At 59.1% G+C, this 13,917-nt stretch carries 8 protein-coding genes; 1 reads left to right on the top strand and 7 read right to left on the bottom strand.

The genetic code is table 11. The features are described 5' to 3' along the window. Positions 1–90 precede the first annotated feature (90 nt). On the bottom strand, positions 91–1,464 hold the full coding sequence (locus EC9_RS16665) for a Gfo/Idh/MocA family protein (protein ID WP_145346930.1): 1,374 nt from the start codon (positions 1,462–1,464) through the stop codon (positions 91–93). 448 nt (positions 1,465–1,912) lie between these two features. On the opposite strand from EC9_RS16665, the gene EC9_RS16660 reads away from it, so the two are divergent. After that, positions 1,913–3,616, top strand: coding sequence for an FAD-dependent oxidoreductase (locus EC9_RS16660; RefSeq protein ID WP_218934199.1), 1,704 nt, complete (start codon positions 1,913–1,915; stop codon positions 3,614–3,616). 599 nt (positions 3,617–4,215) lie between these two features. Here the strand turns inward: EC9_RS16660 and EC9_RS16655 are convergent. The 6 genes from EC9_RS16655 to EC9_RS16630 all read right to left on the bottom strand — a co-directional run bounded on the left by EC9_RS16655 (position 4,216) and on the right by EC9_RS16630 (position 13,883). Continuing rightward, a complete protein-coding gene (locus EC9_RS16655) occupies positions 4,216–5,613 on the bottom strand; it encodes a sulfatase-like hydrolase/transferase (RefSeq protein WP_246105730.1) in 1,398 nt (465 codons plus the stop codon). 126 nt (positions 5,614–5,739) lie between these two features. Next, a complete protein-coding gene (locus EC9_RS16650) occupies positions 5,740–8,643 on the bottom strand; it encodes a discoidin domain-containing protein (protein WP_218934198.1) in 2,904 nt (967 codons plus the stop codon). A gap of 113 nt (positions 8,644–8,756) precedes the next feature. Continuing rightward, positions 8,757–10,232, bottom strand: coding sequence for a DNRLRE domain-containing protein (locus tag EC9_RS16645; RefSeq protein WP_145346926.1), 1,476 nt, complete (start codon positions 10,230–10,232; stop codon positions 8,757–8,759). Continuing rightward, positions 10,229–10,747 (bottom strand): sigma-70 family RNA polymerase sigma factor, encoded by a 519-nt coding sequence (locus EC9_RS16640; RefSeq protein WP_145346924.1) that lies wholly within the window; start codon positions 10,745–10,747, stop codon positions 10,229–10,231. The genes EC9_RS16645 and EC9_RS16640 overlap by 4 nt, the downstream gene beginning before the upstream one ends. Before the next feature lie 349 nt (positions 10,748–11,096). Next, positions 11,097–12,956, bottom strand: coding sequence for an FAD-dependent oxidoreductase (locus EC9_RS16635; protein ID WP_145346922.1), 1,860 nt, complete (start codon positions 12,954–12,956; stop codon positions 11,097–11,099). A gap of 39 nt (positions 12,957–12,995) precedes the next feature. Further along, positions 12,996–13,883 (bottom strand): sugar phosphate isomerase/epimerase family protein, encoded by an 888-nt coding sequence (locus EC9_RS16630; RefSeq protein ID WP_145346920.1) that lies wholly within the window; start codon positions 13,881–13,883, stop codon positions 12,996–12,998. Between the last annotated feature and the right edge of the window lie 34 nt (positions 13,884–13,917).

The raw sequence follows: 13,917 nt of genomic DNA, 5'->3' as shown, positions 1-13,917 counted from the left end.
CGCCACGATATTGCGTGACGCGGGTTCGCGAAATTGTCAGCCAGCGCGACAGCCGCCGAGTGTGGCGGCTGAGCGAACGCCGGCAAGCGGTTACATGTTGATCTCGTAACCCTTGCGATCTTCTCGCGACAAAAACGCATTGGCTTGGTCGTCGCCAACGATCTCACGCTTGGTTGGATCCCACTTGAGTTCGCGATCCAAACGCATCGCGATATTCGACAGGTGACAGATCTCGAGCATCCGGTTGTGCGACCAGACGTCGGAGATCGGTTGCTTCCGCGACTTCATCGCTTCGATAAAGTTGGCTGTGTGGTTCTCGCTGACCGCGCCGCCGTAGACCTCTTCGATCGCTCCTTCGGGCAACGGATTTTCCTTGAGTGCTTCGACGGGAGCGCCGACGATCTTGCCGCGGTTGACGAAGAACCGGCCTTCGGTTCCTTCGAACATGATGCCGTTATCGCCAGCGCTGTTGATGATCATTTCGACATCGTTGGGCATGTCGACCTGGATCTTGAAGCTGGTCGCTGTATTGTATTGATCGTGGACCACAGGGGTGCCGTCTTTGTATTCGACAGGCAGGCTGTATTCCAACGGCGTGATCTTGCTGGGGCCGGTGTCGCTGGCTCCCAGCGCCCAACAGGCGATATCGACGTGGTGGGCGCCCCAGTCGGTCAGTTTACCGCCGGAGTATTCGTGCCAGTTACGGAACGAGTAGTGGCAGTTGCTGTACAACGGCACGCCGCCGCCATAACCTTGACGCATCTCGGGGAGAGCGCGGTAGTCGACTTTAGGCGCTGGGCCGAGCCAGAAGTCCCAATCGATTTCCTTTGGCACTTCGGCGACCGGGATCACGGGGGAAGCCACCATGCCGCCGATGCCACAGGTTACTTTCTTGACCGTACCGATCCGCCCCGCTTTGACCAACGCGATCGCTTGCAGGAAGCGCTGTCCCGATTCGGTCCGCTGCATCGTGCCGACCTGGAAGACACGGCCGGTCTCTTTGACGACCTTCTCGATCAGTTTGCCTTCGGCGATCGTCAGCGTCAGCGGCTTCTCGCAGTAGACGTCTTTGCCGGCATACATCGCTTCGACCGAGATCTTGGTGTGCCAGTGATCTGGAGTCGCGATCATCACCGCGTCGATGTCTTTGCGGTCCAGAATTTCGCGGTAGTCTTTGTAGCCGTCGAGCTTCTTCTTTTGCTTCTCTTCCGCTTTGGCAAGGTTGGCCCCCAAGACGTTCGAATCGACATCGGCCAGAGCGGCGAAGTCGGCGAATTTGAACGACTTGTTGGTGATTCCCCAACCTTGGTTTCGCAGTCCGATCGTCGCGAAGACGGGGCGTTCGTTGGGCGATTGCAAGGCGAAGGCGCGGTTGGCCGAAGGGGCGACGAAGGCCGCGGCACCGGCGGCAGCGGTTCCCTGCAGGAAGCGACGGCGCGAGGTTGTTTTGCGAGATACGGACATGAGGCAAATCCTTATGGAGTCATTGATTTTTAAACTGTTTTTACAGTGTCAGCGTGGCAGCTGGCACCCTTGATGTGTCAGCATTGGCCAGCCAGCCGCCAAAAGCGTTTTTTATGCAGGCCTAATAATAACCAAGATCGGCCCCTGCTGCACGATCGTCAGCTTTTACCCTCCAATCCCAATTGGAAAATCGAGATCGGTATCGGTTGTGCGACGTAAATCACGCCCCGATCGCCCTTGCGGGGCATTGGGCCCCCGGGGCAGCGGAGTGCAATCGCTGCGTGGTGTCTGCGGTGACGGGGGCGACGGAAACGTAGCCGTCAAAAAGACTGGAGATGTCGTACAAGTCTCGGTATGATGATCGATCCGACACTCACGAGGTTGGACGTCGTCACCGTCGCCGTTCACCAAAGTCATCCCCCGATCCCACCTTCGCACTCCTCCTGCCATGAATATCTCGAACAGCAACATCAACCGCCGGGGCTGGATCCAAGCCAGTTTGGCGGCTGCCTCGGTCGCGTCGATGCCCGCTCCTCTGTTCGCCCAGTCCGAACCGGAACGAGAGGCGGACGTCGTGATCATCGGCGGTGGCCTTGGCGGATGTGCCGCAGCGATCGCCGCGCTTCGCAGTGGTGTTAAAGTGGTCATGACCGAACCGACCGAATGGATCGGTGGCCAGTTGACAAGCCAAGCAGTTCCGCCAGACGAGAACGCCCGAATCGAAACGAACGGTGCAAATCAGTCGTATCGCAACTTCCGGTCGCAGATTCGCCAATACTATCGCGATCACTATCCGTTGACCGACGCCGCCCGCGCCAACCCGCGACTGAACCCCGGCAACGGGAACGTTTCAAAGCTGTGCTGCGAACCGCGGGTGGCGTTAGCCGTTCTGGAACAATGGCTGATGCCCTACGAGCAATCGGGGCAATTGGTCGTGTTGCTGCAACATGTGCCGACGTCCGCGGAAGTTGATCGCGACCGCGTGTCGGCGGTGAGCGTTCGCAGCGCGAAGACCGGTGAAGCGACGGTCTTGCGTGGCAAGTATTTCATCGATGCGTCGGAGCTTGGCGATCTGTTGCCGTTGACCCAAACCGAGTTTGTCACCGGAGCGGAAGCGCAGTCGGAGACTAACGAGATGCACGCGGCGGAGGTCGCCGATCCGAACAACCAGCAGGCGTTCACCGTCTGCTTTGCCATCGATCATCTGGCCGGTGAAAACCACACGATCGATCGCCCCGAAGAATATCGATTCTGGCGTGACTACGTTCCCCAATTGACTCCCCCTTGGCCGGGCAAGCTGCTCGACTTCACCTACACCCACCCACCGACGGGCGTTCCCAAAAAGCTGGGCTTTGATCCGGCGGGAGGCAAGTCGGTCGATGGTGCATTGAACCTCTGGACCTATCGGCGGATCATCGACGCGACGCTGTTTGAACCGGGGCATTTCGCCGGCGATATCAGTCTGATCAATTGGCCGCAGAACGATTACCTGCTGGGCAATCTTGTGGGTGTGACCGAGGAGCAGGCTGCGCAGCACGTCGCCCGGGCGAAACAGCTGAGCCTAGCGCTGCTGTATTGGTTGCAGACCGAAGCGCCGCGCCGCGATGGCGGGACCGGCTTCCCCGGCCTGCGTTTGCGGGGCGATCTCGTCGGTACCGAAGACGGTATGGCCATGGCGCCGTATGTGCGAGAGTCGCGGCGGATTCGAGGGGAGTTTACGGTCCTGGAAGAGCACGTCGGACGAGAGCAGCGAGCGGCCGTCAGTGGGAAATCGATCAAGAGCGTGAAGGCTGCCCGTTTCGAAGATTCCGTCGGTATCGGCAGCTATCCAATCGATTTGCATCCCACTTCCGCCGGCAACAACTACATCGATTTCGCATCGCTGCAATTTCAAGTTCCACTCGGGGCGCTGCTGCCGGTTCGGATGCGCAATCTGATTCCCGCCTGCAAGAATATCGGCACGACACACGTCACCAACGGCTGCTATCGCCTGCATCCGGTCGAATGGGGAATCGGCGAAGCGGCCGGGGCTCTGGTCGCTCACGCGATGCAAACCCATCAGACGCCTCACGCGATTCGAGCGAACCCAAAACGGCTGGCCGACTTTCAAAACCAGATCCGCAAGCAAGGGATGGCAACCGAGTGGACGTAAGCCGCGGACAGAAAGCCAGGGTTTGGGGCGGCACCGCATTCTTAAAAACTCAGTTGTCTTTTCGTCTGGCTCTTTTAGAACTGGATGCTTGGCTGAAGTGCTCCAGTCGCTCTCTCCGCACCACAGGCCGGAGGCCGACATAGGAACTGCCGGCGGCGTAAGCCGCCGGTACCGGCAGCACCACAAATCCCAGAGGCCGCTGGCCGACACATGGATGTATTCCTTCTGTCGGTCTCCGGCCTAGCATAACGCTCCACCTTGGCCACCGGCGGCTCACGCCGCCGGCACTAGATTTGTCGGCCTGCGGCCTGGGAGGCCCCCTCTGGTTGGTAGCGGTATGCGTTGGACAAAAAGATCCCTAGGCCGCAGGCCGACACACGATCTGCCGGCGACGTAAGCCGCCGGAAGCGGCAACACCACCAATCCCATAGGCCGGAGGCCGACACATGGATGTATTCCTTCTGTCGGCCTCCGGCCTAGCATAACGCTCCACCCTGGCCACCGGCGGCTCACGCCGCCGGCACTAGATTTGTCGGCCTCCGGCCTTAGACACGGACACAATAAGCGGACAGAAAGCCTTTAGATTGGATCGGCGATCGTTAGGGCTTTGTTTGTCGCAGCGGTTTCCAATCGGGATAGACCGGTCGGTCCTTGGTGTTTCTTCCCGCTTTGTTGCCCGATGGTGCCGGGGGAGCGGAATCGAGGACGGCCTGCAATTGGCGGCGAGCGGCGGTCTGGGCCTCTTGGGCGGGCTTGTCCGATAGGTCGTTTCGCTCCTCCAGATCCTTGGCCGGTTCGTAGAAGCGGCCGTCGCGATAGAGTTTGTATTGGGCGGTCCGTGCGAACTGTCCTGCAACCTTGTTCCAATAGGGTTCGTAGTGGCAGAAGACCGAATCGCGTGGCTGGCCGACTTTGCCGCGAAGCTGAGGCAAGAAGCTGCGTCCGTCGATCGGATCGTCCTGCCCCAACGAAACTCCCGCCGTTGCGGCGAGCGTCGGATAGATGTCGGTGAAATCGACGAGATCGTCGACCACCTTGCCGACCGCGGTATGCCCTCGCCAATAGGCGACCAAGGGGACGTGGGTTCCCATGTCGGTCATTCCCCCTTTGCCTCCGCGGATCGTCTGCCCGTTCCACTGCGACCGGATTGCCGTGTGGGTGCCATTATCCGACGTGAATAGGATCAGGGTGTTGTCCGCGATTCCCAACGCTTCGGTTTTCGCGACGATCCGGCCGACGATCTTGTCCATGTAATGAACCATCGCCTGGAAGTTTTCCTTCTTCTGTTTGCGAAGTCGGTTTCCGGCCTGCGAGCGGTCGCGGTCGCCAATGGTGTCGGGAGTGGGGACAAATGGATTGTGAACCAACACCATCGGATAGTAGGCGAAGAAGGGTTTGCCTCGGTTGCGTGCCATGAAGTCGCACAGGAAATCGCAGACGAGATCGGGGCCATACTTGCCGTCGTTTTCTTCCGCACTGATGAACCGACCGTACTGTTCGATCGGAGGACTCCAAAAACGTTCGCTCTGGGAATCGACGGTTCGTGTCAGTTGCCACAACGCGTACTCGTCGAATCCCAACTGGTTGGGGCGCGTGGGATCGTCGTGACCGGGCAGTTCGTTATAGAGCCCATTCAATTGCCACTTTCCGGCAACCGCGGTCTTGTACCCCGCATCGCGCAGCAGATTTGCAAACGTCTTTTCCTGTGGATTCAGGTAACCGAAGTGGGTGTAGTTTCGGAAGTTGTATTTCCCGGTCATGATCATCACGCGGGAGGTCGTGCAGATCGGAGTCGAATAGCAATGGGAGAACCGAACGCCCCGAGCGGCCATCGCGTCGATGTGAGGCGTTTGATAATCCTCCGCTCCGTAGCAACCAAACGCTTCCCAACTGACGTCATCCGCCATGATCAACACGATATTCGGTCGCTCTGCAGCGTGGAGGGCAACCGACAGATTCAGGATGACAAGCGAAAGCAAGCGGGGCGCGATGTTCATGGTTTCCCTATCGTTGTCCATAGGAATGGAACGTGGATGTGACCAGCCGACGGAGTGCACGATGAATATACCACCCTCGCCATGGCATGACGTCCGCCGGCCGATCCCTGTTTCCAACCACTTGCATCAATCGTAGATCAACATCGCCGACGCGGTGGTGTCGACGTCGCACGTGGCGCGAACCCAGTAGGCGCTGAAGCCGGTGGGGAACTGGTGCTTCACCGATTGGCCCGCTTTTAATTCGAACGCGCGGTAGGGAATCCAACATCCCGTTCCATCGACATCAACTTCCAAAGCGATCGTCGCGTCGGCGGTCGTTGTCAGTTCGATTTGCTTGTTGTCGTAGCCGGTCATTAGATAGGGATCCGACGGCTGGCCAGCGCTCACGGGGCTGTCCTTCCACGGTCCTCCGATGCCCCGCGGCTTGCCGAGTTTCCAAAGGTCATCGACCACGCCCGCCCAAACCGCAGCGCGGCCGTCGTCGCTGCGGAAGATGTGCTCACTTTGGGCGTCGCTATCGATCCCCGTGAACAACAGCAAACCGTTGTGCGAACAGAAATCGTGGATCGCGAGATTGTGCGTCGCGACCGGGCGAATTTTGGCGAGTCCTTGGGCGTTCTTCGCGGGCAATTCGTAGAACGTTCCATGAACATTTAATAGATCGCGTTCGGTGGCCACTTCGCGACAAACGCGGGCCAGTCCAAACGCAGCGCTGTGGTCACGTTGAATGTTGGGCCGGTCGGCAAACAACGCCACTTCGGTGACTCGCATGAAGCCGTTCGATGGCGAGAACAAGCGAATATGTTGTGCCGTCACCGGTTTGCTTAAGGAGACTTCACACTGCTTTTGCTGGTTCCCGCGGACCTTGCCGTCGGGAAGCGTCGTCCATTGATCGCCTTGCTTGATTTGAATGTCAAAGTCGCGGACCACTAAGTCGGCGCTGTTGTTCCATCCGGTCACCACCCAGACATTTTGGAACGTCTTCGCCTCGCCAAGATCCAGTTCCAACCAGTTCGATCCTTCTCCCGATCGCCCCACCCAACGGTTGTCGTCGGCAAGACTGCCATCGACAGCCCCTTGAGCCTGGTAGTCGGCGTGAACCGAACTCGCAGTCGCCTTGGCGTTGAGCGACAGGCTGTTGGAAAGGATATCGGCGAGCGTAACGTTCGCCGCAATCTTCGTGGACGCCGCGTCGCCGGTGGCATACAGGTCGTTTTTCGGCAACCGGTACCGCTTGCCATCTTCGACGATCACAATCGAAGCTTCGTCCGACGTATAGGCACCCGCTGGCTGAGCGACGTTTGCAATCAGCTTTTGCGCCGCACCGGGATCGTCAACGGCGACAAGCTGCATCTTTTGATTCAGTTCGTAATACTGGATCTCTTTCACACTGGGCTGCGACGATGCAGCCAACCCCAGCCGATCGTGCGACAGACTTCGCATCAGGCCATAGTGGGTCGGCTGACCATCGGCCGGAGCTAGCCCCGCGAACATGGCGTCGTTGCTCGCGTCGCGGGAGTCCCGGTTGCGATATTGAAAGTTCGCCGTGACCGACGACGCAGCTTGTTGGCTGGTCAACCGAATCCACGCGCCACGGGCATCGTCGTCGAATACGATCGAGACCGCTTCGCCCGCCGGAACGGTGACGTCTCGCAACGCGGTCCATTGGTCGTTCCCCTGTCGATCGACTTCCAGAGTGAACGTCACCGCGTCATCCGAGGCATGATTCAAATGCAGTTGACGGTAATCGTAGCCCGCGAACAGATAGGGATCGCTGACTTGGCCGGCGGCAACATCGTCGCGCAACCAGACCGAACCGCGTCCGATCGGCGGTCCCAAGTGGTCCAGTCGGTCGGAATCGACGAACCAGAGATTGGAATTCGATTCTTTCGGGGCTCCGTTTTTGGCTTTGAAATCGCGCGTATTCATGAACTCCGCCGCCGCGGAGTCATCGCAGCCAAAGACTACTTTGTCGTTCCAGCGGCAGAAGTCGCCGATCACTTTCAAGTAGTTCGATCGGGGCGCGATACCCGCTGAATTCTGCTTTGAAAACGTCGCGGGGAATCGCCAGAAGGTGCCGTGCATCGTCGCCAGCAGATCCTGCTGGCCGATCTCCCGAATCCGTGGCCACTCGGTATTCCACCCATGCGAACCGTCATAGCTGTGGCTTCCCTTGGGCAGTCGATAGAAATGCCATTGTTGATTCTCCAGAAGCCCCAACAGGATCGATCGCGCGTCCCAACCCAACGTCCAAACCGGATCGGTTTCGGGATTCGGATTGCCGTGGATTCCTCCTGGCCCGGTCAGCTCGGTGAACTGATTCCGCCGAACCATCTGCCAGTCCCCTTCGCCGAACCACTGCGCCAGCGCCCCTGATTCAATGGTTGGATCACGGCTGACATCACGATGCCGTTCGCCGTTGTTGGCGTACAGCAACCGGCCTTGGCTGGAGTACAACCCTTTGCCGTGGTAGCCCGGCAATTTGGAAAGGCTTCCGACCTCGGGCGCTCCGCCGTTGCCATCGCGCAGCAGGCACTTCACCTCCAGCGAATTCACATCGACTTCATAAAGTCCCTCTTCCATCGTGGCGTAGTAGACTTTGCCCGCCGGATCGACCAAGTGCCGCGCATTGCCGGTCAGCCGCCCGAACATTTGGGGCGGCGGAATCACACGGACGTTGCGATCGGCATCGATCACGTAGGGACCGATCAGCAATTGATTGGATTCACGATGAATCATGCGATTCGCCGGAGTTCCTCCCACGCTGTCGGGAAAGATGATCTGCTGAAGATCGGCAGTGATCTCATAAAGCTTGTCGGACGATCCGTTGGGGCGGTGCGGGGCATAGGTGACGCACCACAGCCGACCCTGCCACGGCACGACAGCTCCGGTGCCGCACTCGCCTTCACTGTTCCACATCGTCAGATGCGGATAGACGCCGGAGACCGAGATCGGTGGGGCCGCAAAAACCGTGGTCCAGCTGAACAGCAGCACCAGCATTGTCGAGAGCGTTCGAATGGTTGGGGGCATGTGCATGAGTTTGTCGTAGGGATGTTGGGGAGTTTTTGTTGAGGGGAATTTCTGAAAGGGGATTGGGTGGATTCGTGGGGGAATGGGTGGAGGTCGCAAATTGAAACCGCCGCTCAGTTGGAGGAGGATTGCGGCGACCGGCAGACGACGCGCAACATCGGCGGCAGCCCCGACGGATGCTCTTTGCTCGCAAAGGCATGGACCAATCCATTGCCTGTCGATTCCTGGGTCTCGCGAACGACGATCAAGGTCACCGCGCCGTTGGTGTCGGCGGCGATGAAGTCCTTCAGTTGTTCGGTCCTGACCGAAACGGTTCCCGTTTGGATGCCTTGCCGAACTTCAAACGATCCGAGCGCGATCGCGGCCGTGGGATCGACCGCTGCGGCGCGAGGGTCTTGTCCGGGAGCGTTCTCCCAGGTGATGGTCTGTTCGTCCCAGTCGTCCCGCGATTCGTCGATCAGTCCAAACAGATGGAACGTGGAATCGGGTTGATGCGACGCGAATCCGAGATCGCTGGGCAGCAGGTTCAATCGCAATTCCGCCTGTTCGATATCCAGCCCTTGAAGCGATGCAACATCCAACGCCAAATAGACTTTGCGATCCCAATCGCTCAATCGTGGCAGACAGTGTTTGACCAACAACAATTCGGGCGATGTGTAGTCGCTTGTCTGCTTGCGAAACACAAATGCGTCGCGGCCGCGGCCTTGCGCTGTCGAGATCAGGAAGGTGTTGGTTGCCGGTGCTACCGGAGCGTTTTTACGGACCGACTTGACGAGCGACATCTCGGGGCCTGTGTCGGTCGCCGAGATGGAATCGGCGCCGACGTGAACCGTCTGCTGTTGGATCAGTCTTCGCGATTCCCCCGAAGCGCGGTTGGTCACGTCGACCTTCCCCGACAACACTTGAACGCCGGTGTTCCCGTAGCGCTCGACTCGCACGGCGAACTCCGTTCCGAGATCCAAGATTTCCGTGGTTGCGGTCTCCACGACAAATTGAATCTCCGCCCCAGGAACGTTGGCGATCAATTGCCCCGAATGGACTTCGCACAGCGTGGGAGAATGCAGGCTGATGTCGATCGGTGCCTCGAGCGACAGTTCCACGCCGTTGTCAAAACTCAGCTTGGCAAACCCTTCTACCAGTTCTAAACGGCCCGGTTGCAACCGCGACCCGACCGCTGTCGGTAGCGTCCCGGCACCCCATTTACAATCGGTGGCAGTCGATATCGCGGCGATCTCATTGTGTTGGGAGGCCGCATTCCAGGTGGAAGTCCACCATCCAAAGAACGCCATCACCGAGAGCGCCGTCGCGTAAGCGGCGTGCAATTTCCAACGCCGCCGGTCGCCCGATCGCGTGGCAATCGTTTTCTGTTTTGCGGTGGGCGAGTTGTCATCGGACGGTTCTTCCAACGCATCGATCCACGGCGCGGCGGTAATCTTGGCCTGCATCAGATTGTCCACCAGACTTGCGTCGGCAAAACGCCGCGCGTTGGCTGGGGCGGCTTCGATCCATTCGCCAAGCTCTGCCAACTGTGGTTTGGTCAGCGTGCCATCGAGATAGCCACTGATCAGATCATCGGGGTCATCGGTCACGATGCGAATCCTTCCGCCGCTGCTTTGGCTTGCACGCAATTGCGTATCTGTTCACGAATCCGCTGCAACGCTTTGGCGACTGCGTTGGGGCTCATGCCAACTTGCTTACCAATCGCCGCCGGCTTGAGGTCGTTTTGGTAGCGGAGATCGCACAACTGACGGGCGCGACCTTCCAATTGGTCCACACAACCGGGAACAAAATCCAGCATCGGTGAAGGGTTCATTTCGTTGAATGCGGTCTCGATACATCCGATGACCGAATCGTTGAAAACCAGTCGCTCGCGGTGGCGGCGGCGGAGATACAGGCCGATCTGATTCCGCGCCACGCCGATCGCCCAAGCGTTGAATGGAAAGTCGGGGTTGTAGGAATCGATCGACTCAAAAATGGCCAATGCCGTCTCTTGCAGCACGTCGTCGCGGTCGCGGAAATCACGAACGATCGACGCCACAAACGCTGAAACGATCGGCTGGGCCGACGTCCAGTGCCGCGTCGCAAGACGAGTGGATTCGTTCATGGAAAGCTCCCGTTGAGGTGTCTCTAATGTCTACTTATCCGCCGCCAGTAAATCGTGACACGATTTTAGTTGGAATTTAGAAAAGTTGTTTGAACGCGTTATCCGATCGCCTGGGCAAATACCGGATGATGGGACCGCGGGCAGGATGGAAATGAGAGGATCAGCGAAGGAGCCGCAACCTTGTGCCGGCCTCCGGCCTCTGTGTTGCATTTGCCTAGTGTGGGAACCAGCGACTTACGCCGCCGGCATTAGGTGTGTCGGCCTGTGGCCTGAAGGTCGGAGCGGAGCCTAGCCGCCGAGCGCGGCCTTGCATTTGGAGACCGGAGGAAGACAAAGAAACGACCGGGGACTACCGAGCGTGGCGGAGCCAGGCGTCGCGGATCCAATCGCGACGCGATGAAGTTTCCGACGCTGATGCGGAGGCTGGTGTTGGAGAAGGTTCCTCGGGAAGCAATTGGTTCCAGTGCGCAAGGACTTCTTCAGTGACGGGCCGATCGAGTTCGGCGAAGTGTCCTGGAAAGGATGCGTTGTATTGACTGCCCAACGATTTGGGACGGGGCTGTTCGGCGGGAGCCAGCCCGTGCAGGCCGCCGCGTGTTCCCCACCACTGCACGGCGGCGAAGTCGGCGGATTCGGGAGGCACATCGGCGACGTAGATCGTTGCGCTGCCATCGGCATGCAATCGCTGCTGCAAGCGTTGAACATCGATCGCTTGCAGCGGAAGGTCTTGTTCGATCTGGATCGCCGCGGCCCAGCCGGCTGCTTGCCCCAGCGACGACCAGATCGGTTCGAGCCGCAGGGCGCCGAAGCCGAAGTGGCTGGCCGAACAGGCGACCGGAACCAGCAGATTTTCCGTGATCGCTGGCACGATCACTCCGTACGGAATTTGGTAGGGAGGAACCTTTTTGTAGAATTCCCCCTCGTGCTGGCCGTCGAATCGCGAGCCGGTTCGTCCGGTCCCGTGGCAGTTATGCACGTAATCGCCGATCGCGATGCTGTCGCGGTGCCATACCGCTCGGGCGTCCCCTTCGACTTGCCGCGTATCTCGACCGGTGAAGACGTGTTGTCCGATCATCCGTCGCGCCTCGCGAATGTACAACTGAGGCGGGATGCCATCGGTATCGGGGAATTCATCGCGGCAAAAGCCCCAACGTCGGGCGTCGTCGCGAATCGCTTCGGGCACCGCGGTGTCGTGCTGCAGAAAATAGAGCAGTCCAAGGTTGTAGGCGTAGTGCGCCGCGACGATCTCCGCTCGCGTCGCCGGGTCGCCATCGGGATAGGCGTCGTTGATATCGGGCATGGACAATCGCACCAATGCGTGCGGCGTGTCGTTGATGTCGGCCTTGCTGTTGGGCATGCCGGGGAAATGGGCGCGGAAGATCCCGCTGTGGTCCGAGGCAAAAACTCGCTGCTGTTTTCCAATGGCCAAGACGGGAAGCACCGCCAGGAAATCAGCCCGATCGTAGCCTGCCGGCTGAACCGGTTCGCGCATGTTCGCTGGATCGGTCGTCATGATCAGACGCAGGTTGTAGCCTTGGACCTGGCCGTCGGCCCGACCTTCCGAATCGCCCGCTTGCGATTCGCCGTATTGCTGTCGAGACTCGCGTCCGACGTGGTAGCGTTCCCCGGCGGCGGCCATCAGATCGCCTTCATAGGTTGCGTCGATATACGTCAGGGCGTCGACTCGAAGCGGTTGTCCGCTGGGATCGACAAAGGTTGCCGAAGCGATTCGCCGACGACCGCCAACAAAGGGTGTCGTCGCAACCCTGTGCAACGATTGCCGTGGAATCAATTGGATCGACGGCTGTTCGGCGATCATCGCTTGCAAAATTCGCAAGTTGACCGAAGGTTCGCCGTGCGTGCCACGGAATGCCGCTTGCACCTGTTCCGAATCGGCACCGTAGCGTTTCACATAATCGGCTTCGACCCGTTGGGAGAAATCGAGGAAGAAACCGGTCAGTGCTTCGAACGAACGAAAATCGGTATGCGAGAGGCCGCTGGTCAACATCCCGCCGATCCGGTCGGTCGGTTCGATCAACGCAACCCCGTGTCCCGCTTTGGCAGCGGCGACCGCAGCGGCGATGCCGGCGGGAGTCGAACCAAAAACACAGACATCCGTTTCGATTGCGGTTTCGGTTGCTATCGCACCGACGCACCGCAGCGCAAGTACCAACAGCAACACGATGCGTGGAAGCACGTACCTGATCATTCCCGAGGATTCCTGTTCGTGTGATGACCCACGCGTTTGTTACGCAGGCCAGTATTCCGCGATCTTGCGTTTCAAAAAGTCGACGCTGCGGGCCAGTTGATCCATCCCGTCGACGCCATCTTCGATACTGATCCAGCCATCGAAGCCGACGCGGCGGAGTTCGGTAAAGATCGCGTCGTAGTCGTTCAGTCCCTTGCCGATTTCGCCGTGGCTGAGTCGCTTGGCGTATCCGGTCGCTCCGGTCTCCTCGCGGCGGAGATCTTCCAACGTCCCTTCCTTTAAATAGCGATCGCTGGCATGCATCGTGACGACGCGATGGGAGACGCGACGCAGCAGTTCCAGCGGATCTTCGCCAGCGAGATAGGTATTGCTGGGATCGTAATTGACGCCGAAGTTCGGATGATCGACGCGGTCGACCAGCATGCAGAAGACATCCATCTGTTGGGCGAATTCAGGGAACTCCCAAAAGTCGTCTTTGTAATGATTTTCGATGATCAGCGTGATCCCGCGATCCTGGGCATAGGGGAGGCATTCACGAATCGAATCGGCCGCCAATTGGACCCCTTGCTCGATCGATAGCTCCGGGCGACGCTGGCCGCTGAGGACGCGACAGTACTCACCTCCCAAGGCCTCGGTCATATCGATCCATCGCTTCTGCTTAACGATCTCGGCGGCGCGGAACGAAGCGTCCGGATGGGTGAAGTCGGGTGAGCAGCACATCATCGGGATCACCATCCCCCGCGATTCGACCTCGCTGCGAAACCGCGGCCAATTGGGTTCGTCGGCCATTTCCAGAAAGCCCGCGTACCATTCCAATCCCTGCACATCCAGTTCGGCCGCCAACGCGATCCATTGCGAGACGGTCATCGTTCCCTCTTTGCACAGCGCGTGCATGAAGGCTTTGGGAAATGCAGCTAGTTTCGGCATCGTGATCTTTCCTGAGGGAATGGAGGGAGCCGGA

Source organism: Rosistilla ulvae (assembly GCF_007741475.1).
GTDB lineage: Bacteria > Planctomycetota > Planctomycetia > Pirellulales > Pirellulaceae > Rosistilla > Rosistilla ulvae.
Note: the sequence above shows the minus strand (reverse complement) of the source record. Positions and strands in the feature narration are given on the sequence as shown.